At 48.9% G+C, this 19,298-nt stretch carries 19 protein-coding genes; 11 read left to right on the plus strand and 8 right to left on the minus strand.

The window, feature by feature from the left end; all coding sequences use genetic code 11:
* Positions 1–49 precede the first annotated feature (49 nt).
* Entirely contained in the window at positions 50–679 is a 630-nt protein-coding gene (locus tag ACES2G_RS09780) for a response regulator transcription factor (RefSeq protein ID WP_347356580.1), read from the minus strand.
* 8 nt (positions 680–687) lie between these two features.
* On the opposite strand from ACES2G_RS09780, the gene ACES2G_RS09785 reads away from it, so the two are divergent.
* Entirely contained in the window at positions 688–1,047 is a 360-nt protein-coding gene (locus ACES2G_RS09785; protein WP_347356582.1) for a hypothetical protein, read from the plus strand.
* Positions 1,048–1,138: 91 nt separating this feature from the next.
* On the opposite strand, the gene ACES2G_RS09790 is transcribed toward ACES2G_RS09785, so the two are convergent.
* The 5 genes from ACES2G_RS09790 to mutM form a co-directional block, all read right to left on the minus strand.
* Positions 1,139–2,368: a chloride channel protein gene (locus ACES2G_RS09790; protein WP_374000059.1), complete on the minus strand. Its 1,230-nt coding sequence runs from the start codon at positions 2,366–2,368 to the stop codon at positions 1,139–1,141.
* The gene (locus tag ACES2G_RS09795; protein ID WP_347356586.1) at positions 2,368–3,513 is read right to left on the minus strand and encodes a DUF2252 family protein; all 1,146 of its coding nucleotides are present in this window, start codon (positions 3,511–3,513) and stop codon (positions 2,368–2,370) included. The genes ACES2G_RS09790 and ACES2G_RS09795 overlap by 1 nt, the downstream gene beginning before the upstream one ends.
* Positions 3,514–3,637: 124 nt before the next feature.
* A complete protein-coding gene (locus ACES2G_RS09800) occupies positions 3,638–6,088 on the minus strand; it encodes an acyl-CoA dehydrogenase (RefSeq protein ID WP_347356588.1) in 2,451 nt (816 codons plus the stop codon).
* A gap of 224 nt (positions 6,089–6,312) precedes the next feature.
* Positions 6,313–6,525, minus strand: coding sequence for an acylneuraminate cytidylyltransferase (locus ACES2G_RS09805; RefSeq protein ID WP_347356590.1), 213 nt, complete (start codon positions 6,523–6,525; stop codon positions 6,313–6,315).
* A 137-nt stretch (positions 6,526–6,662) separates the two neighbouring features.
* A complete protein-coding gene (gene mutM, locus ACES2G_RS09810) occupies positions 6,663–7,475 on the minus strand; it encodes a bifunctional DNA-formamidopyrimidine glycosylase/DNA-(apurinic or apyrimidinic site) lyase (protein WP_347356592.1) in 813 nt (270 codons plus the stop codon).
* A gap of 255 nt (positions 7,476–7,730) precedes the next feature.
* Here mutM and ACES2G_RS09815 point away from each other — a divergent pair, with 255 nt between their 5' ends.
* The 6 genes from ACES2G_RS09815 to ACES2G_RS09840 all read left to right on the plus strand — a co-directional run bounded on the left by ACES2G_RS09815 (position 7,731) and on the right by ACES2G_RS09840 (position 12,963).
* Positions 7,731–8,618 (plus strand): hypothetical protein, encoded by an 888-nt coding sequence (locus ACES2G_RS09815; protein WP_374000060.1) that lies wholly within the window; start codon positions 7,731–7,733, stop codon positions 8,616–8,618.
* Positions 8,618–9,241: a hypothetical protein gene (locus ACES2G_RS09820; protein WP_347356595.1), complete on the plus strand. Its 624-nt coding sequence runs from the start codon at positions 8,618–8,620 to the stop codon at positions 9,239–9,241. Before ACES2G_RS09815 ends, ACES2G_RS09820 begins: the two co-directional genes overlap by 1 nt.
* Complete coding sequence (locus tag ACES2G_RS09825; RefSeq protein ID WP_347356596.1) at positions 9,238–10,644, plus strand: pre-toxin TG domain-containing protein; 1,407 nt, start codon at positions 9,238–9,240, stop codon at positions 10,642–10,644. The genes ACES2G_RS09820 and ACES2G_RS09825 overlap by 4 nt, the downstream gene beginning before the upstream one ends.
* On the plus strand, positions 10,641–11,030 hold the full coding sequence (locus tag ACES2G_RS09830) for a hypothetical protein (RefSeq protein WP_347356597.1): 390 nt from the start codon (positions 10,641–10,643) through the stop codon (positions 11,028–11,030). Before ACES2G_RS09825 ends, ACES2G_RS09830 begins: the two co-directional genes overlap by 4 nt.
* A gap of 152 nt (positions 11,031–11,182) precedes the next feature.
* Entirely contained in the window at positions 11,183–11,827 is a 645-nt protein-coding gene (locus tag ACES2G_RS09835) for a hypothetical protein (protein ID WP_347356599.1), read from the plus strand.
* Entirely contained in the window at positions 11,824–12,963 is a 1,140-nt protein-coding gene (locus tag ACES2G_RS09840; protein WP_374000061.1) for a hypothetical protein, read from the plus strand. Before ACES2G_RS09835 ends, ACES2G_RS09840 begins: the two co-directional genes overlap by 4 nt.
* Here the strand turns inward: ACES2G_RS09840 and ACES2G_RS09845 are convergent.
* A complete protein-coding gene (locus ACES2G_RS09845; RefSeq protein WP_374000062.1) occupies positions 12,935–14,650 on the minus strand; it encodes an ATP-binding protein in 1,716 nt (571 codons plus the stop codon). The genes ACES2G_RS09840 and ACES2G_RS09845 overlap by 29 nt on opposite strands.
* 95 nt (positions 14,651–14,745) lie before the next feature.
* Here ACES2G_RS09845 and ACES2G_RS09850 point away from each other — a divergent pair, with 95 nt between their 5' ends.
* Positions 14,746–15,456, plus strand: a complete 711-nt coding sequence (locus ACES2G_RS09850; protein ID WP_347356602.1) for a VC0807 family protein — start codon at positions 14,746–14,748, stop codon at positions 15,454–15,456.
* On the opposite strand, the gene ACES2G_RS09855 is transcribed toward ACES2G_RS09850, so the two are convergent.
* Positions 15,453–16,190 carry a hypothetical protein gene (locus ACES2G_RS09855; RefSeq protein WP_347356603.1) on the minus strand — a complete coding sequence of 246 codons (738 nt, stop codon included), beginning with the start codon at positions 16,188–16,190 and terminating at the stop codon, positions 15,453–15,455. The genes ACES2G_RS09850 and ACES2G_RS09855 overlap by 4 nt on opposite strands.
* A gap of 108 nt (positions 16,191–16,298) precedes the next feature.
* Here ACES2G_RS09855 and sohB point away from each other — a divergent pair, with 108 nt between their 5' ends.
* Genes sohB through ACES2G_RS09870 form a run of 3 tightly spaced genes read left to right on the plus strand, consistent with a single transcriptional unit; the run spans position 16,299 to position 19,295 of the window.
* A complete protein-coding gene (gene sohB / locus ACES2G_RS09860) occupies positions 16,299–17,318 on the plus strand; it encodes a protease SohB (protein ID WP_347356605.1) in 1,020 nt (339 codons plus the stop codon).
* Between the two features lie 13 nt (positions 17,319–17,331).
* Entirely contained in the window at positions 17,332–18,300 is a 969-nt protein-coding gene (locus ACES2G_RS09865; protein WP_347356607.1) for an ABC transporter ATP-binding protein, read from the plus strand.
* Positions 18,301–18,317: 17 nt separating this feature from the next.
* Positions 18,318–19,295, plus strand: coding sequence for a dipeptide ABC transporter ATP-binding protein (locus ACES2G_RS09870; RefSeq protein ID WP_347356608.1), 978 nt, complete (start codon positions 18,318–18,320; stop codon positions 19,293–19,295).
* Positions 19,296–19,298 lie beyond the last annotated feature (3 nt).

Below are 19,298 nucleotides of genomic sequence, written 5' to 3' on the forward strand. Positions count from 1 at the left end.
GATACACAAACTGGTAAAAACCAAAGTTAACAAGGACAGTAGAAAAAACTTAAGCCTCAAGCCAGTACCCCACGTTACGAGCGTTTTTAATTTCTGATCCGGAACGATGGATTTCAAGCTTACGACGTAAGTTATTCACTGTGGCTTCCACCACCTTGGACTCAACATCGCCTTTGGTATTCCAGATTTTTTCCAACAAAACTTCCTTGGGGAAAACTTTGCCAGGATGATTGGCAAAAAGAGAAAGAAGGGAAAATTCTTTCTGGGACAAGTTCATGATCTCTCCCTGAACTTCCACCTGCCGCGTAGCCATATTGATTTCCAACTTTCCCACCTTCAGCAAATCAGAAGATGAGACCAACGTCGACCTGCGCCCCAAGGCCTTGATGCGCGCCACCAGCTCAGAGCTGGAATACGGCTTGGCCACATAGTCATCAGCCCCCAAATCCAAAAGTCGTGCTTTTTCATTGCTAGTGTCAATCGCGGACAGAACCAGGATTTTGGTGTCGATGAACTGCCTCTTTATTCTTTCAACGAAATTGGCAGAATCCTGCCCTGCAATAATTCGATCCAGCACAACAATCTGCGGATAAAAGGACTTGGCTTCCAAAACACCCTGCAGCTCGGAAATAGCCTGCACCCATTTCACCGTCCAGCCGTTGGATTCAAACGTGATCATGAGGCGCTTTGAGATTTCGTCGTCATCTTCCAGTAAAAGAATATTCATGGACCTACTATAGCCGGAACAAACGTAAGTCTCAATATGGGTATTTTTCGAGGTTAAAAGCTTTTTTATTTTCAAATATTGTGGCTTTGCAGGCTTTTGCTAGGCTCCTTCAAAAGGAGTCTTTAATGAAGTTTCAATGGATTGCACTTTCAGCCCTGGCTTTGTCTTTCACTTTCACATCCCCTGTTTTTGCAGGTGGCAAAGTTTCTAAAAAGGAAATGAAAGCGTTTCAACAGTCTTGCAAAAGCGAAAACCCAAATGCGAGCAAAAAAGAAATTCGCAAGTGTGTAAAAGAAAAAGCGAAAGCTGCTAAAGCTTAACGCCGAACAAAACTCGACTAGAAGTGTGTGGTGAATTTCCCTTCATATATACTTCGGAACGCCTGGGGCCCTTGATCCCCGGGCGTTTTTTTTATCTTTTGAAGACTCGTAAAAGCTGATCTTTTTTGGAACGAACGATCTTCTGGTTTTTATATATCCCCAGATGTCCCGTCATAAAGTAAGCTGACCAGCAGGCCAATAGCGCATAGGGCGCAATCTGCCATCCGAACAATTCGCAGGCCATGACCGCGCAGGCAATGGGAGTATTCGCCGCAGCTCCAAAAACAGCCGCAAACCCCAACGCAGCCAATAAAGGGATTCCCAAAGGCAAAACAGCGGCCAGCGCACTTCCCAGGCTGGTTCCTACAAACACCAAAGGAATAAACTCGCCCCCTTTAAATCCAGATCCAATCGTCAGCCCCGTAAAAAGAGTTTTTAAAATAGGGTCAAACCAAGACAGCGACTGGTGAAAGGCCTCTTGAATCACCGGAATCCCAAGCCCCGCGTACCGATCACTGCCTTGCCACCAAAACAAAAGAACTAAAACCATTCCCCCGAAAAAGGGGCGCCAGACCGGGTTCTTCACAAATCTTTTTTGCATAGACTCCACCAAGTGGGTAAAGCGCATAAAGATATTTGCAGCAAGTCCAAAGCACATTCCGGCCACCAACACCCAGGCAAAGGACATTGCACTATAAGACACCTCCGTCACAGACGGAAAAATAGAATGTGGCGCCCCCAACCAACGGCAGAAATAGTAGGCCACAAAAGAGGCCACCAAACATTCCCACAAAGCAAACAGCCTTAGCCGTCCTACCTGAATCACTTCCAGACCAAACAGAGCTCCCGCCCACGGCGCGCCAATCGCCGCACTGAACCCCGCTCCCGCCCCGGCAATCAGCAGTATCTTTCGATCTTCTTTACTGACCGGAAAAAGACGCGACAACTGATCCGCCAAAGAAGAACCCATCTGCACTGCCGTACCTTCGCGTCCGGCCGATCCCCCAAACAAATGCGTCAGAATAGTCCCGAGCAAAATCATCGGCGCCATTCTTAAAGGGATGATATGCTGTGGATCATGAATCTGCTCTAAAATCAGCCCTGTGCCTTTTTCAACCGAACGACCATAAAGATGATAAAAGATCCCCAAAACAAGACCTGCCACTGGCAAAAACCAGATCAACTGGGGATAAGCCTCACGCAGACGAGTCGCCCGATCCAGAGTATAGAGAAAAACAGCCGCTGCGGCCCCCGCCATCAGTCCGACCGTGGCACTTAAAGCAATCCGCTGCAAAAGGTCTTTTACACTTCGCGGACTCATTATTTTAACTGTTCCATGGATTTGCGATAACGCTCAACGACCAAGGGAGTGCTTACCGCGATCCACTTTTCCACACCGGGAATTCCATTCTTGGCAAATTGTCTATGGTGCTCGGCTAGAAGTCCCGTTTGCACACGCATCACGGATTCAAGTTCCTTCTTGGAAAGCTCTGTAATATCCAAAGAAGACTTCACCCGGCTGCGCACCAGGAAAGAATGATTCCGGACAAAGATCACATCATACATCTCTGGACTCTGGTGCCAGATATATTTCTTCACCTTCTCCATACGCTCTGTGGAATTCCAGGAAGGCTGCTCCCAAATCCCATAAGCTGTTCCTGCCTTGGCGTTCTCTTTCATCTCCAGAATATCCCGCTGCTGGCCTTTTTGAGTCAGTAACCAATACCTGCGAAGACCACCACTCCCACCTGTGGCCCGATGGATCTCAACTGCATCCAACAGCTCCACTCCTGCAAAGGTCGGCAACGCCTTTAGTTCCTGCAACAGGAATTTCTTGTCTGCTTCTGGCATGAATACATAGTCTGAAGAACCTTTAAATAAATTCCCCTGCACGTACTTGCGCAGAATCTTGTCCTGCTTCTTTTTTAAACTGGGAATCAGATCTTTCTCAAGATGCGCTGCCGACTTCTGACCGGAAAGAACTTCACTGTATTCCCTGGCCATTTTCTCGGACAGACTTGCATCACGAAATGCCAGATCCAACGATGTAAAGTAACGAAGAATATCAAACTCAATCGGACAGACACCACTGTCATCCAGATCATTGAACACATAAAGCGTTTTTCCCGAGAAGTTCATAAAGCCGAAATTTTCCGGGTGCGCATCCCCCAGACACAACACCAGATTGGAGGAAGAGACATTCTGGGATAAATCCTGATAAAACGTATTCACAAAAGAACGGAAGAACATCAGATCCTTCTCAAGTGCCCCTTGCAGCTTTTCCTGAAAAGACTTATCCGAAAGATGGCTATAGGTCTGGCGAAACTCTGCCAGGGATATCAGATCGTCCTTGAATGAGATATTCACCAGACTGGCATCAACAGATTTCGCAGGTTTGCGCACCACCAAAAAATCCGAAGAAAGCAGCCATGCATTGGGCTTGGCGCTCTTCTTGGCCCAAGACATATCCGACACAAGCCCCAGACAGAGAAAAACACTAACGGTAAATATTCTTTTCATGAGGTCAGCATAAAACAAAACCCCCAAGAAATCTTGGGGGTTTTCATATTTTTCAGAATTTTAAATCTGATTATGAGTGACGGGACATGTATTCTTCTTGAGAGAAGTCGTCCACCAGGATCGCGTCGTAACGAACAGCATCAGCCTCTTGGATCAGCTTCAACTCATCCTGACTGATAACGTTCTTCTCACGAGCTTCATCCAGCAACAGATGAACCTTTTTCTTAGGAAGAACACCTTCACGAATTGCTTTTTTAACTTTCTTTTCTGCCGCCTCCGCTTTGTTCACAACTGCAAAAGCGTGCTCCAGACGACCGATGGCTTCATTGCGATCTGTTGGCAGATAGATACCATCAGACAGACGCTCACGAATACCGCCTTCTTTCAACATTGCGGACGCAATACCATGAGACCAGCCGTCAGATGCCTGAGAACCGATGGAATTGATACGAGACCAAGCGCCGATCCAGCCTTTGAAGAACCAACGAAGACCCGGGATTTTCAGGTTGTCGAAGATACCATCGAAGCCTGTTTGGATATTCGCCATGCAACGTTTCAGATTGTAGTGTGCAAAAGCCAGATCTTCTTCACGACGACCTTCAGCCTCGAAACGACGAAGAAGAGCTGTTGCCATGTACATGTTCGCCAGAATATCCGCAAAACGACCTGTGATTTTTTGTTTGGCCTTCAACTGACCACCCAAAACACCCATTGCCACGTCAGACAACAAAGCAAACGTTGCAGAAGTCCAAGCCAGACGACGAGTGTAAACTTTCATCTGAGGATGAACATTCGGAGTGGAAGCCAGGAACCCACGAGAGCAGGACAACAAAACCGCGCGACAAGTATTTCTGACAACGTGACCGATGTGACCCCAGAAAGCTTTATCGAAGCCTTTCAAGTCACCCGCTTCTGCCGTTTTCACTTCAGCATACGCAAATGGATGGGCACGAAGAGCCCCTTGACCGAAGATCATCAAAGTACGAGTCAGGATATTTGCACCTTCAACCGTGATACCGATCGGAGTGGCGATGTAGATTTCAGCAAGAACGTTGCGAGGTCCCATAGAGATACCCGCACCACCCATGATGTCCATCGCATCATTGATCACATGACGGCCCATTTCAGTGGCATAGTATTTCTGCATCGCTGTGATAACGCCCGGCTTAATACCTTTATCAATCGCACCCAGGCAATATCTTCTCATCGCTTCCAGCTGGTAAGCAGCGGCACCGATACGAGCCAATGGCTCTTCAACACCCTCGAAACGACCAATGGACATACCGAACTGACGACGAACCAAAGAATGAGCAGAAACCACTCGTGCAGCCAATTTCGTGCCGCCGGTGGCTTGAGCTGGCAAGGAGATACCACGACCTGCTGCCAAACACTCCATCAACATCAACCAGCCCTTACCGGCATTGGCAACACCACCGATGATCGCGTCTTCCGCGTTCACGATAACGTCTTTACCTTGAGTTGGACAATTGTAGAATGGAATACCCAATGGATCATGACGACGACCCAGAACAACTCCTGGAGTTGAAGACGGGATCAGCGCACAGGTAATACCCACGTCTTCACCTTTACCCAAAAGATTTTCAGGGTCACGAAGACGGAATGCCAGACCAATCGTTGTAGAGATCGCAGCCAGTGTGATCCAACGCTTATTCCAGTTCAATTTAACTTGGAGCTTACCATCCGGACCTTTGAACAAGATCCCCGTGGAAGTGATGGAGCCCGCATCCGAACCCGCCGTTGGCTCAGTCAAACCGAAGCAAGGAATTTCCTCACCAGTTGCCAAGCGCGGAAGATATCTGTTTTTTTGCTCATCAGTTCCGTAGTGGGCCAACAACTCTGCAGGACCCAAGGAATTCGGAACCATCACAGTGATCGCTGTGGACAGGGAACGAGAAGAAATTTTCATGATCACTTCAGAGTGCGCCAGCGCGGAGAATCCAAGACCGCCGTACTCTTTAGGGATGATCATGCCCAGGAACTTTTCTTTCTTGATGATATCCCAAGCTTCTTTAGGGATGTCTTTGTCTTTATGGATTTTCCAGTGATCCAGAACTGCACACAGTCTGTTGACCGGGCCATCCATGAAAGCTTGTTCTTCCGCAGTCAATTGCGGATAGGCTTCATTCAGAAGGTTGTCAAAATTCGGGTTGCCAGAGAAAAGGTCTTTTTCGATCCAAACAGCACCGGCATCCAATGCCGCTTTTTCCGTATCAGAGATTTTTGGCAGGAACTGCATCTTCTTCATGAAGGCAAGAAGACCTGACGTTACCAACGCAGCTCGCAGCGGCGTGATAAGGAAGATGATCGCCAGCACAGCATACGCTGCCAACAACCAAACCGGCGCACCAAAGCCCGCCAGAATGGCAGCCAAGGCAATCGCCCACACGATCAGAGGGCTGCTGAAGAAGCCCACAAACAACAGAAGAACGACAGAGCCCAATACCCAAAGGCCCGTGTAGCTCTCCAAAAACATTCCATAGAATGAGCTGATAGAATCCACGATGAATCTCCTTTTATTGAAATACTCAATAATTAGAACCTTTAATGTGAGCATGCGCAAGTGATTCAGGCCTGATATCTATATGTAAGCAGAATATGAGGGGAAATATAAAAGACGCTTCGGCGACAGAAGGAAAAACTGTCGAATGTGCACCCGGAGGTGGAAATAAAAAAAGCCCTCTTTCGAGGGCTTCAATAAACTTAAGTACTAAGTCCTAAGACTAATTACTTAGTTTCGCCAGCTGGAGCTGCTTCTGTAGCTGCAGGTGCTGCTTCAGTAGCTGCTGGAGTGCCTTCAGCAGGAGCTGCTTCAGTAGCAGTTGCTTCTGCAGCAGGAGCTGTTTCAGCAGGAGCTGCTGTCTCAGGTTGATTTTTAGAGCAAGTAAAACCAGTTGTGAAAGATAGTGCAAGCAAAGCTGCTACTACGATTGCTTTCATTGTTGATCCCTTCGTTAATTTATTGCGGACCATGCTAACGTGATTGCCAGCAGCGGATCTGCATTTTTGTTTCAAAACTCGACTAAGGCCTAAATTACACAAAAACCGACCCTCTTAGCAATCGAAATTTTGCAAAATTATTTTTGGCAATGCGAACACCAGAACGTGTTTCGCCCACCGAGAACTTTCGACTTTACCTGTTGCCCGCAAGTCACACAAGGCTCTCCATCGCGACCGTAAACCCGAAACGTCGTCTGAAAATAGCCGCTTTCTCCAGTGGCTTGAGCAAAATCGCTAATGGAAGACCCACCCGCTTTGATTGACTGAGATAAAATTTTTTTAATCTCAGAGACCAAAGACGATGCTTTCTCTAAAGACAATTTCTTAGCTGCCAGCGAGGGCTTAATCCCGGCAGCAAACAGGGCTTCACTGGCATAGATATTCCCCACACCCACCACCACCTTCTGATCCATCAGAGCGACCTTCAAGGCAACCTCCTTGCCTCGCAGACTTTCCCAAAGGACCGCCCCGGTAAACTTCCTATCCAGCGGTTCAGGCCCTAACCCCGCAAGTTTAGGATGTTCCAAAGGATTCTGAACAAAGTCAAAACAGCCAAAACGGCGTGGGTCCCGATACGCCAAACGCAAGCCGCCAGAGAAATGCAGATATATATGATCATGAAGTCGTTCATCACCAGCAACAGCCACCCGCCAGGTGCCGGTCATCCCTAGATGCGACAACATCGCCCCTTTGGGGGTCCACAGCAGGAGGTATTTTGCCCGACGCTCCACAGAAGTGAGTGGCTCACCCACCAATGTGCTTATTTTTTTAGCAGGAATAGGCTCGCGCAAGTCCGGACGCTTCAACTCCACTTTTTCCAGGATAGGCTGTTCTTTTAAGATACTTTCCAGTCCGCGGCGGACAACTTCAACTTCGGGAAGTTCGGGCATGGTTCACCTCTTTGCCGGACTAAGCCTATCATATTCTGGCCAAATCCCCCACCCCCACGACCTTGGAAGTTCTAAGCTTTAAGACTTCTTCCAAGAAAACGGACTGAAAATCCGCCCCCCGGACAGTCAGAAAAAACCATAAGTGCCTATTTTTACGAACTTTTTCAAAAGCCCCCACGAACCACAAAGGTCGGCACCGGCCTTGCGATAAGGGTTCGCCAATAGCACACCCCACAAAAGGAAAGGTCCTTAATTATGAAAAAAGCCCTTATTGCCAGCTTCGCCGTTCTTCTTTCTACCCACACCGCCTTCGCCTGGAGCATCAGCATCGGTGGCACCACCATCAAAGGTGACGATCCCCAAATCGTCAAAGACGCGGAAAAAACTGTTAAACATGCCGCCAACCAGGTCGCCAACGGAGTTCGTGACGTCTTTGCCGTGGTCGGCAACGCCACAGGCCTGACGGATGTGATCGAGTCCAATACCGAAACCTTCACCACTATGGGACGTGGTTATGCGTGCATGGCCACATTCTGCTACAGCGAAGAACTTAGAAAAAAACAACTGGAAGAAGCAGAAGCCGAAGCCCAAAGAGAATACGACCGCTACGCGACAGAGAAAGTTCAGGAGTATGAAAGCTCCAGCAAACAAGAACGCCGCGAAGCCGCTCTGAATGCCTGGAAGATGGCTGAAAGTCGCTACAATATTCTGAACGAAAGATACAAATTAAGTCATTCAGAGCTGGAAGTCCTGCGCGCCTTCATGATGGGTGTTTCCAAAGAGGTCGATTTCAGACAAAAGCTGGTGGATAACAAAGTCACCGGACGTCCGCTAAAAAACCGCGACATGGTTCCAGCTTCCACTGAGTTCGTAAAAAACTACAAACAAGACTACAAAGGCGCGCTGAAAAAACTCAATGAGGACATCGCAATACTCAGTCAAACAACCCAGCGCAGTCATGCGCAATTGATGGCGGAATTCCTGCGTATCGTTGAGCTTGATGTTCTGGCCGATATGGCAAAAACCGTGGTTGCGCAAATCGAGAGCCTGCATAAAGAGTTTCAAACTTTACAACTGTCTTTTGTGGATGCCGCTGCTGACGCCCAAGCCGCCCGTCAGGCTTACGAGCAGGAGCAATACTAATGAAAACCGTGAGCGTATTTCTGCTAACTATCCTTTTTACAAATATGGCTCACGCCATTGGGGATTTTGAACGCGGCATTTTATTCTTTTCCAATGCCTACTCTTTTGGGACGATGCTGCCGGACATTGAAGGCCGCATCGCCGTTAAAAAGCTGGAATACGAAAAGAAAAAAGTCGAATTCAAGCAACAACTGGAAAAAAACCGTCAGGAGCTGCGCAAGCAGTTCCTGCAAACTGAAAAATCCCGACAACTGGAATTCCGGTCCTTTCTAGTGGAACAACAGCAATTGGTTCAAAACAAAAACGCCTCTTTCCATGAAACCGTGACACTGGTGCAGGAGCTTTTCCAAGGCATCGTATCCAAAGAAGACCTGGCTGCAGAAATAGAAATTCGCCGCACTCAAAACCCCGACTTCGCCGCTGACTGGGAGGCTCTGCTTAAAGACGCCCAAATACACATCTCGACAGAGCAACTGAGTGTCGAAGAGACAGAGCACCTGCTCTTCACTGCTCTGGATCTGCAGTCCGGCCTGGAAACGATGATTAGAAACATCCAACTGCAAATTGAAACTGTGGATTTGGATCTGCAACTGCTGGAACAAAAACTAGGAACTTTGCCATGAAACGCCTGATCTGCTTCTTCTTGTCCTTAGCCATTCCGTTGCAAAGTTTTGCTGCGCATGTGGCCCCTTACACTGTGATTGATATCGCAGAGGTCGTCGACACCCCCCTGCAGATGACATTCACCATTCCCGGGGGTGCCGCAGACACTTATGAATTTCAAAAAATGTATTATCTCTATGATGCCGGTCGCTATTACACCGCCATCTACCAGGGGAAAGATGACAACGGTAAAACTCGCTGGAGCAATGTCAATCGCAGCGCCCCTCCTGAAATGGTCGTTCCCGGCGATGATGCCACTCCTGTTCAAACAGTTGGTAAGGACGAGCCGCACCGTCATTCCGGTGGTGGCGGCAGTGCGCATGATAGCGCCATGGGATCAGCTATTCAGACCGGCATTGCTCAGGCCATCTATAAAGGCCTGATCTTCACTCCGGAATTTGAAGCGGAAATGACAAGACTGACTCAGGAGATTTCAGCCAATCAGGAAGAGACCTATAAAAACTATGAGGCGATCCGCAGTTCGTTGGCCCAATCTCAGACCAAGTTTGAACTGGCCCTTGGGGATTTTCAAAAGTCACTGTCAGAAAATGCTCTGCCGCCGACGGGCTTTCAGTACTCTTCACCAGATCCGGCTTTGGTACGTGAACTGCAAAACATTGAGGCTGTCTTGCGCTCTGTGCGCACCAGTGATCCTGCCCGCCGTGAATCCCGGGACTGGGGTCTTCGCCTGGTTCGTCAGTCCGATCAAGCGTCCACTCTAGGAGATACTGAATCGGCGGAAGCTTTCAGAAAGTATTCGGAAGTCTTTGCTGATCTGGCCATCGGCCTGGATCCGATCACGGGTCCCTTGCGCGACGTGTACGAGGCCTTCACTGGAAAAAATCTAGTGACCGGGGAAGGCCTGGATAGCTTTGACCGCACCTTTGCGGTGATGGGCGCCTTGAGTTTCGGTTTTGGATCCAAAATTGGAAAAGGCCTTAAGATCTTTAACAAAATTAAAAATCTGGATTTCGTGCGCGCGGTTGCGAAGACCGAAGCGGTGGTTCATCATATCGAGCGCAATGTTCCGCAAAGTCGCGCGGCCTATGATCGCTACATTCGTGACCTTAGAAAATCAATGGAACGCCCGGCGATCAAAGATCCCGAACTACGATCATTTGTGAATGAACGCTATTGGAAAGATGCCTCCACCGTTGGCAATGGCAGCACCGCTGCGGCCATTCGTGTGGAACGCATTGAAAATCTTCCCGTCAAAGGGCGATACCACACCCAAAAAGGACAAAACAGCCTTGTCCATTTTGAAAAATGGCTGAAGAATAATCCCGAGGCCGCAGCGAGTGATCGGGCGGCGGTTGAAAATATGATTCTGGAACTTCGCGATGCTCTGGAGGGCCATTTATGAAAACTGATAAAGAATGGGTCGAACTGATTCTATCCCGCATGAAAAAAGGCCAGGAGCCTCTGCAGCTTTTGATGGACAAAGCCGTGCAAGACCAAAGCGACATGCCAGAGCGGCTGTGGGTGTACTATGCGCTGAGCATTCTGATGAGGCATCCCGAGCAAACCCGCTGGGATCTGCTGATGGCAGAAATGGAAGCGCTGATTCAAGACGAATCCCAAGGGGACTTGTGCGAAATCGTTTACCAGGAAGTGCTGGAAACTTTCGCCAATGCCATTTCCAATCAAAGCTTTGATCATCATTGGATCACAGCCCATATCGGCCCCCTGTCCCGGGACTATATCCAAGCCTATGACAAATTCATGGGTGGCAAGACGCCGGGATTCTAAAATCCTGTCCGAATTCCAAGACTGAGGACACTCCGCCGCCCTTGGTCTTTTATCTAAATATCTGTATTTATTAAGTTTTAACCACACACTACAAACTCCTCCTTTGTGTCCGGGCCTTGCAATAAGGCCCGGACATCACAAAGGAGCTTTCCATGAACAAATATCTTATTTCCCTTTTCTGTCTGACCCTGGCCGCTTGTGGCCCGACGCCTGAAGAAATCGACGACATCAAAAAATCCCACTCCGGAACGCACATGGGGTTCTCGGGCCTCGTGACGATTCTGTACACAGAGCAGGAACAAAAACCACTGCAACTTCCCGCACAGATCTCTGTCGAGTTTGAAAAAGAATCTGAGCTGGGCAAACACTTGTTGCTGTTCAATTCCCCTTCCCGTCTTCACTCACTCAGCCCCAACGAAGACTTTGTTTCAGTGGGTTGCAATGAAAGCACCGATATCGAACAGCTTCCCGCCGATCTCAAAGTGGATATTCTTAAAGTCTGCGGTCGCCATCAGCTTTCACACCTCACTATGAACATCACTGCCAATGTGATCATTTTGGACTCTGCGAATTTGGAATTTATTCCGACGCGATCCGAGCGGGAACACAATCGTATCGAAATCGTTGCAAAAAATTTCTGGCTGGAGGGGGAAAATAAAATCACCCTTCAAGGAGCCAAAATTCCCGGTGGCCGTGCGTTGGCTCCAAATTTGAGTCTGGATGTCGGAACTGTCACAGGACAGGGACACCTGAATGTGCTTTCCAAAGCCAATATTTTTTCTGTGAGTATCAAATGAAAAAACTTTTTGCAGGGCTGATGGCCCTGCTTATTTCCGCTCAGGCCTCGGCCGCAGAAAACTCAGTTCTGCAATCTGTCCTGGAGGCCATGACCAAACAGTATCTGGAAAGCTATGTCCGCTCCGCCGTCATCAAAGAGCTGGAAGAGTATGCCGGAAAAATACTGGCGCAGGATCTTTCCGGAAGTGTTTCCACGGTACTAGCAGTCGTTAATCTGGTGGACAACGTGAAACAGTACGACGAGGCCGCATCCGAAAGTCAGCGTTACCAGGCCTTTTCTCAAGCCGTTGCCAACGCCGTAACTTTGATTCCCGCTGTGGGACCTGCCATTGGGGCCCTTGTGCAGTTGGGCGTGATGGCTCAGGGCATGAGTGCTGCCTTGATTTCAAAAACCTATGCTCTGGAAACCGCCAAACTGATCACCGAGATCACGGCCATTGAAAAAACCACTTCCGAAATGATTCTGGCAGAATACAAAAAAGAAGAGGCCGTGTTTACGACACTGATCGCGCGGTCCGAGGCCCTGACAGCTTTAATCAAGCAAAACTCTGCCCTGATCAAATCGCAGTGCTATAGTTCCGATGATATTCAGGTTCCCAATCCCAAAGAATGTCTAAAAAGCGCGCTGCTGCATAAAAATCTGCTCTACACACAAATACAAACCATGAACCGCATTGTGAATTTTCAAGGCCGTTTTATCATCACGGCCACCGGAGTTTCTCCGGAAATGCGGGAAAGTATGAAACAAATCCTTGCTGTGGCAGAGGAAGGATTTAAAAAAATTCACGGCGTGGTTCAGCAAAACATTCAATCCCTCAACGAAGACCAAATCGTTGCCTTGCGAATCAAAGCCTCCAGCCGGGCGCGTTTTTATCGCTGCGAAAGACTGATCACGAAAGAACTTTCAGGTCTTTTACAGGCCCGCGTGGAGATGGAATCCGACAGCGTGGATGCTATACTTGCGGAAATATCTTTACAGGAAAGTCAGCAAAACCTGACGGAACTGACCGAGCAGACCTGCCAGGATATTTTGCACCAAATGGACCCGGAACTTTTGCGTATTCTGAAAGAGTCCCTTGATTTTTCTATTGAGAGCCCACCCCCATTTATGTACGCACCAACAATGGCAACTTGACCACGACCCGGGTTCCGGCAGGAGTATTGGCTTCAAAACTCAATATGCCATCCATTTGCTGCACGAAGTCCCGTGTGAACTTCAAGCCCACGCCAAAACCATCTGCCGAGGAAATAGACTTATTGGAATCCAGAAGCCGCGCCAGCAGATCCGAAGATATTCCCGCCCCCTCATCCTGAATCATCAAAACAGCAAAGGCCCCTTCCGTTCGGGCGGCTATTAAAACCTGCGCGCCTTCCGGACTAAACTTAATTGCATTGGACAGTAGATTGCGGATGATCGCATCCACCACAAGCGCTGTTCCCCAAAGCCAAACCTCCTGCTCTGGTAGCTGAACTCCCAGATCCACATTTCGCTGCAACGTCTGCGGCACAAGATGGCGAACAACGGCTTTGATACGAGCACTCAATTCCAACCCGCCCTTATTTTCCTCTTCATGGCTCCAAGTCAGAATATTTCGCAAAAGTTCCAGCGAAACCCCGTGGGCCTCATGAACCTTCCCCAAGGGCGACTGGGATCTTTCAGACTCTGTTCCGGGCATCTGCCGGACAACATCTTTAAGCAGCATCTGCGTCCCTACCAGCGCTCCGGTCAGATCATGCGCCAGCACCGTTTGAACTCGCTTATTAAAGCGGTGCATTCTCAGAATTTCTTCATTCAAGTCACGCAGAACTTTATTGCTTTCCTCCAACTCAGTCACATCATTGAGCTGAAGAATCTGCGCGCGGTTTTCACCATGCTGAGAGTCCAGGGTGTGTTTTAAAACCTGATAGTTAAAACCTTCGACCTGATACTTTCCGTTACCAGCCAAAATTTCCGCCAAGACTGGAATATCTTGTGCCGGACGCCCACGCCACCGTCTTTGCAAACCCAGGACTTTTTCTGCCGCCGTGTTCCCACCCCAATATTCATTGCGCGTGTTCAGAATCACAACCGGGCCCGGCAGGCCTTCGAACACTCTTTGCTGTGCCAAAGACGTGATTTCAAAAACATCGACCCGACTGGCTGCATAGTGAATGCCGATGATAAAAGGCCATAAGCCCATCACCTTCAACTGACGCCACGGAAGATCCGACGAGGTCATAAGGATACCGATTTCCAAAATCACCGGCCACAAACTTACCGCCACCAGTGCTGTGGCGTACTTGCGACGAGAACCACGCAGAACAATGGCCGCATAGACACTGATGGCAAAAGCCATGATCACGCACAGGGCACTGTACACAAAGGTGGCGCGAATCACAGGCCCTCGACTGAACCCTACCAGTCCGCCCAGGTTCGGGATCTCATGAAAGTCACTGTAAAATAACGGGGCCAATCCCGGAACACCCATCATAGCTGCCGCATTGACAACAATAACAACGACGGGGAACAGGAATATCCAATGCCAGAAGCGACGAAGTCTTGCGGAAAGGTCCGGCAAGAACAAAGCGGCGGCAAGCAAGACCCAAGCCGGGAACATCAACGGCAGAACCAGCGTCCGTAAATGCGTCATAAACATCTTAAACTGCATGTCATCGACAGCCATAATGCTGATCAAAGAAAATGCCCACAGGGCATAACCCGCCTCGATAACAAAAACCAACCGGTGCAGATAGGAGCGCCGGTAGGACCAACTCCCCACCGCATACAAGGCACTGACAAGAAAGCTGATCGCAGTAGAAAGATATATTAAAATCAAAGGCATTTAGAAATTGTCCCTGCTCCTTGAATGAAGAGCAACGCTTCTTTGTGCGCAGCGCCGACTTGCCTTTTTATCAGAAGCCGACAAGGATGCTATGCATGTCAAAACAGGAACCACCTAAAGAGAACGGCCTTTTAAATATCATTTTCAACATCGTACTGCCTGTCTTGATTTTAAATAAATTAAGCAAATTCATTGGCCCATTCTGGGCCCTGATTCTGGCTCTGGCTTTCCCCTTGGGATATGGCGCTTACGATCTGATCAAAAGAAAGAAATTCAACGCCTTTTCAGCCCTGGGACTTCTCAATGTTCTTTTAACTGGAGGCTTGGCGTTGCTGGGCTTGAGTGGTTTCTGGTTCGCTGTCAAGGAAGCCGCCTTCCCTGCGTTGGTGGGGCTATTTGTGGTGGGCTCCGCCTTTACGAAAAAACCCTTCATTGAAACTCTGTTCCTGAATCCGGCTTTGATGAAAGTGGATCTGCTGGAAGAACGCCTGAAAGAAAACGGCAAACAAAAAGAATTCCATGACCACATGAAAAAGGCCACAATTTGGCTGTCGCTGTCATTCGTATTCAGCGCCATCTGCAACTTCGTTCTGGCCCGCCAGATTTTCACTGAAATTGATCCGACATTGACAGCGGATGTTCAATCCACCGTCCTGAATGAACAGATCGCAAAAATGACCACCTGGTCTATGGCCATCATCATGGTTCCATCCATGATCTTTCTGCTGGGAATCTTCTGGTATCTGATGAGAGGTATTAAGCAGCACTCCGGCCTAAGCACCGAAGAACTTCTTAAAGAAAACTAAAAGTCCGTTCCGCCCTCAAATGGCGGAGGAGGTGGTGGCGGTGGGAAATCCCCGTCTCCTCCAAAGCCGCCGCCAAAGTCATCACTAAATGGTGGAGGAGGCGGTGGCGGTGGAATATCGCCACCAAAATCATCGACGTTAGGTGCAGGAACATAGCCGCCATCCCCCCCGAAATCATCAAAGGTCGGTGGTGGCGGGAAAGAAGATCCCCCACCATAAGATGGTGATGACGAACCCGAAGAACTGGAACTGCCGGGACTGGATTTTCCGTATTTAGGCTTGGCCCCATACATCGCACGCTTGCGGTAATCGTAGCGAGGGCGATCCTCCAAAAGACCCAACTCCTGAGCCTCCGTAGGAAGATTTCCTCCGCGGGTGACAACCTCTTGTTTGTTTTTTTTCTCTATATATTTAAGACGCTCCTGTTCATAAGCGTCATCGAACTTTTCCTTAGCAACCGCATCAGCCTTAGCTTCAGGGCCCTCTTCCGACATTTTCTCTGCCGTTTTCGTTTTCTTATATTCGTTCAAAGCACGGTCTTTTTGATTTTCCCATTGCTCTTCCTCCTCCAAATACGCTCTTTCTCCCTGCTGACGGGCTTTTTCAAAGCGATCCTGAGAATTTTGATGCTGAGCAAAACCTTTAAGACGCGTCTCTTCAACACCCTCACCATAGGCGGTGGAGCTTAAAAGGAGTAAAACCAAAAGAAAGGTCTGACGAGCTGAAGAGTTCATTCCAGCCGCCAGTCTATCAGGGTCCCCGCTTTTTTTGAGCAAACAAAAAAGATGCTCGACCTTTGGCTAAATCATGAATAACGTACACCTTTGTCTCTAAGGAGTACTATGGACGCATTGCAGAGCATCGGGGTTTTCGCAGCACAGACATTTCTGATTCTATTCGCCATCCTGGCGGTGATTCTGGTGATTGCTTTGCTTGCCGCCAAAGCCAGCCACAAATCTGAAATCCAGATCGAGCTTCTGCACAAGCGCTATAAAAACTTCCGCCACATGTTAAAAGCTCACACGGTCACCAAATCCGAACGTAAAGAGCTTAAGAAAAAGTTGAAGGAAGAACGCAAAGCCCTTGAATCCAAAACCAGCGATGGTGACAAAAAAATCTTTGTGATCGACTTCGAAGGCGATGTGAAGGCTTCCGCTGTTGAAAACCTGCGCGAGGAAGTCACTGCCGTTTTGACTTTGGCTACACCTCAGGATGAAGTCGTTGTCCGCGTGGAAAGTCCCGGCGGCGTGGTTCATGGCTACGGTCTGGCGGCGTCTCAGTTACTGCGTATTCGCGAAAAGAACATTCCTTTGACAGTTTGCGTGGATAAAGTAGCTGCCAGTGGTGGTTACCTGATGTCCGTGACTGCCAACAAAATCCTGTGCGCTCCGTTTGCCATCGTGGGCTCTATCGGGGTTGTCGCTCAACTTCCTAACCTTCACCGCCTGCTGAAAAAGCACGATGTGGACTACAAGGAATATACTGCTGGTGAATTCAAGAGAACTGTCAGCCTTTTGGGTGAAGTCACTGAAAAAGGTGAAGAAAAATTCAAACAACAGCTTGAAGACACGCACACACTATTTAAAAGCTTTGTCGGTCGCTTCCGTCCCCAATTGAACCTGCCTGAAGTTGCCACTGGCGAATACTGGTATGGCGAGCAAGCTTTGGGTAAAGGCCTGGTGGATGAAATCCGCACCAGCGACGACTACCTTTTGACCCTGTCTGAAAAACACCAGGTGGTTAAAGTAAAATTTGAACATCACGAAAGCCTGAGCGACAAACTGACTGGCGTACTAGGCAAAGCCTTGCGTAAAGGCGCCTTGTCTGCCATCGAAGAACTAGAAGCAAGACGCTTTCTTTAAGAGGACTTAAGCAGTGTCAATTCAACCATTACTTGAAGTAAAAAACCTCGAAACTACTTTCAGCACCAAGGCCGGCCCGGTCCGTGCGGTGAATAATGTCAGCTACGATATCTTCAAAGGACAGACTTTGGGTATCGTGGGCGAATCCGGCTGTGGCAAATCTGTCACATCTTATTCCCTGATGCGTTTGATTGAACATCCGGGACGCGTGACCGGGGGGCAGGTTCTTTTGAACGGCCGTGATATCCTGAAAATTTCTGAGACAGACATGGCGGAAGTTCGTGGCGGCGAAATGGCCATGATCTTCCAGGAACCCATGACGGCCCTGAATCCTGTTTTGACCATCGGCTTCCAGATGGACGAGCAGATCATGAAGCACAAAAAGTGCGGCCCAAAGGAATCCAAAGAACGCGCCATCGAAATGCTTCGCTTGGTCGGCATCCCATCCCCGGAAGAGCGCTACACCTCATACCCTCACCAACTTTCTGGGGGGATGAGACAAAGAGCCATGATTGCCATGGCCCTTTCTTGCGACCCCACTTTCTTGATTGCGGACGAACCAACAACAGCTTTGGACGTAACGATCCAGGCTCAGATTTTGGAGCTCATCCAAAATCTGCAGGAAAAGCTCAACATGACAGTTCAATTCATCACCCACGATCTGGGCGTGATCTCTGAGATCTCAGACCGCGTAATGGTGATGTACGGTGGTCAAACCTGTGAACAGGCTGACACGTCTGAATTGTTCCTGAACCCAAGTCATCCTTACACCGCGGCCCTGATCGCGTCCCGCCCTAAGTTTGGCGAACGTGTTCAACGTCTGACGACAATTGAAGGCAGCGTTCCAGCTCCGTTTGAACTTCCCAAAGGATGCCCGTTCGTGAATCGCTGCTCTCGCGTGAAGAGCGAATGTGCCGGCACCAAACCGCCTTTGATTGAAATCAGACCAGGTCACAAAGTGGCTTGCTTTAATCCTCTTTAATATTGGGAATTCAGACGATGGATAATATCATTCTTGAAGCCAAAAATATTAAGAAGCATTTCCCAATTAAAAAAGGGCTTTTGCTGCGCGAAGTGGCCAGCGTCAAGGCCGTTGATGATGTGTCTTTAGTGGTACATAAAGGAGAAACGCTGGGTCTTGTCGGCGAATCCGGCTGTGGAAAATCCACACTGGGTCGCACTTTGATTCGTCTTTACGAGCCCACCGCAGGGGACATCAACTTTGATGGCCAGGACTTCCTGAAACTCAAAGGCGAAGAGCTGCGTAAAAAACGCAAAAACATGCAGATGATCTTCCAGGACCCCTATGCGTCTTTAGATCCGCGCATGACCGTGGGCCAGATTATCCGCCAACCTATGGACATTCATAACTCCGGAAGCGCTGCTGAACGCGATCAGCGCGTGCTTGAGCTGATCGAGCTGGTTGGGTTACGCAAAGCTCACGTGAATCGTTACCCGCATGAATTTTCTGGCGGTCAACGTCAGCGCATCAGTATCGCACGTGCGATTGCCCTGAACCCAGAACTGATTATCTGCGACGAGCCCGTGAGCGCCCTGGACGTTTCCATCCAGGCTCAGATTCTGAATCTGTTAAAAGACCTTCAGGAAAAATTGAAACTGACTTACGTCTTCATTTCTCACGACCTTTCCGTGATTGAGCACACCTGTGATCGTATTGCCGTTATGTATTTGGGAAAGATCGTTGAGATCGCCAGCCGTGACGAGCTGTTCAAGAATCCGCAACATCCCTACACTCAGGCTTTGATCGGCGCCATCCCGCGCGTGGGTCAGGGTAAAAAGAAAATGAAGAAGTCATTGGGGGGCGAAGTTCCAAGCCCGATCAATCCTCCTTCCGGCTGCACCTTCCATCCGCGTTGTCCTTATAAAATGGACATCTGTTCACAGAAAACGCCGGTTCTGGAAGGCACTGGAACTCATAAAAAATCCTGCTGGCTGGAAAAAGCCCCGCAGGTTTAGGTT

Origin of the sequence: Bdellovibrio bacteriovorus (assembly GCF_041888015.1) — a bacterium.
Classification (GTDB): domain Bacteria; phylum Bdellovibrionota; class Bdellovibrionia; order Bdellovibrionales; family Bdellovibrionaceae; genus Bdellovibrio.

Bases quoted from the DNA above. Each gene is read 5' to 3' on its own strand.
- ACES2G_RS09780 (WP_347356580.1), bottom strand. From the start codon at position 679: ATGATCACGTTTGAATCCAACGGCTGGACGGTGAAATGGGTGCAGGCT.
- ACES2G_RS09790 (WP_374000059.1), bottom strand. From the start codon at position 2,368: ATGAGTCCGCGAAGTGTAAAAGACCTTTTGCAGCGGATTGCTTTAAGT.
- ACES2G_RS09795 (WP_347356586.1), bottom strand. From the start codon at position 3,513: ATGTCTTGGGCCAAGAAGAGCGCCAAGCCCAATGCATGGCTGCTTTCT.
- ACES2G_RS09805 (WP_347356590.1), bottom strand. From the start codon at position 6,525: ATGAAAGCAATCGTAGTAGCAGCTTTGCTTGCACTATCTTTCACAACT.
- mutM (WP_347356592.1), bottom strand. From the start codon at position 7,475: ATGCCCGAACTTCCCGAAGTTGAAGTTGTCCGCCGCGGACTGGAAAGT.
- ACES2G_RS09815 (WP_374000060.1), top strand. From the start codon at position 7,731: ATGAAAAAAGCCCTTATTGCCAGCTTCGCCGTTCTTCTTTCTACCCAC.
- ACES2G_RS09820 (WP_347356595.1), top strand. From the start codon at position 8,618: ATGAAAACCGTGAGCGTATTTCTGCTAACTATCCTTTTTACAAATATG.
- ACES2G_RS09825 (WP_347356596.1), top strand. From the start codon at position 9,238: ATGAAACGCCTGATCTGCTTCTTCTTGTCCTTAGCCATTCCGTTGCAA.
- ACES2G_RS09830 (WP_347356597.1), top strand. From the start codon at position 10,641: ATGAAAACTGATAAAGAATGGGTCGAACTGATTCTATCCCGCATGAAA.
- ACES2G_RS09835 (WP_347356599.1), top strand. From the start codon at position 11,183: ATGAACAAATATCTTATTTCCCTTTTCTGTCTGACCCTGGCCGCTTGT.
- ACES2G_RS09840 (WP_374000061.1), top strand. From the start codon at position 11,824: ATGAAAAAACTTTTTGCAGGGCTGATGGCCCTGCTTATTTCCGCTCAG.
- ACES2G_RS09845 (WP_374000062.1), bottom strand. From the start codon at position 14,650: ATGCCTTTGATTTTAATATATCTTTCTACTGCGATCAGCTTTCTTGTC.
- ACES2G_RS09850 (WP_347356602.1), top strand. From the start codon at position 14,746: ATGTCAAAACAGGAACCACCTAAAGAGAACGGCCTTTTAAATATCATT.
- ACES2G_RS09855 (WP_347356603.1), bottom strand. From the start codon at position 16,190: ATGAACTCTTCAGCTCGTCAGACCTTTCTTTTGGTTTTACTCCTTTTA.
- sohB (WP_347356605.1), top strand. From the start codon at position 16,299: ATGGACGCATTGCAGAGCATCGGGGTTTTCGCAGCACAGACATTTCTG.
- ACES2G_RS09870 (WP_347356608.1), top strand. From the start codon at position 18,318: ATGGATAATATCATTCTTGAAGCCAAAAATATTAAGAAGCATTTCCCA.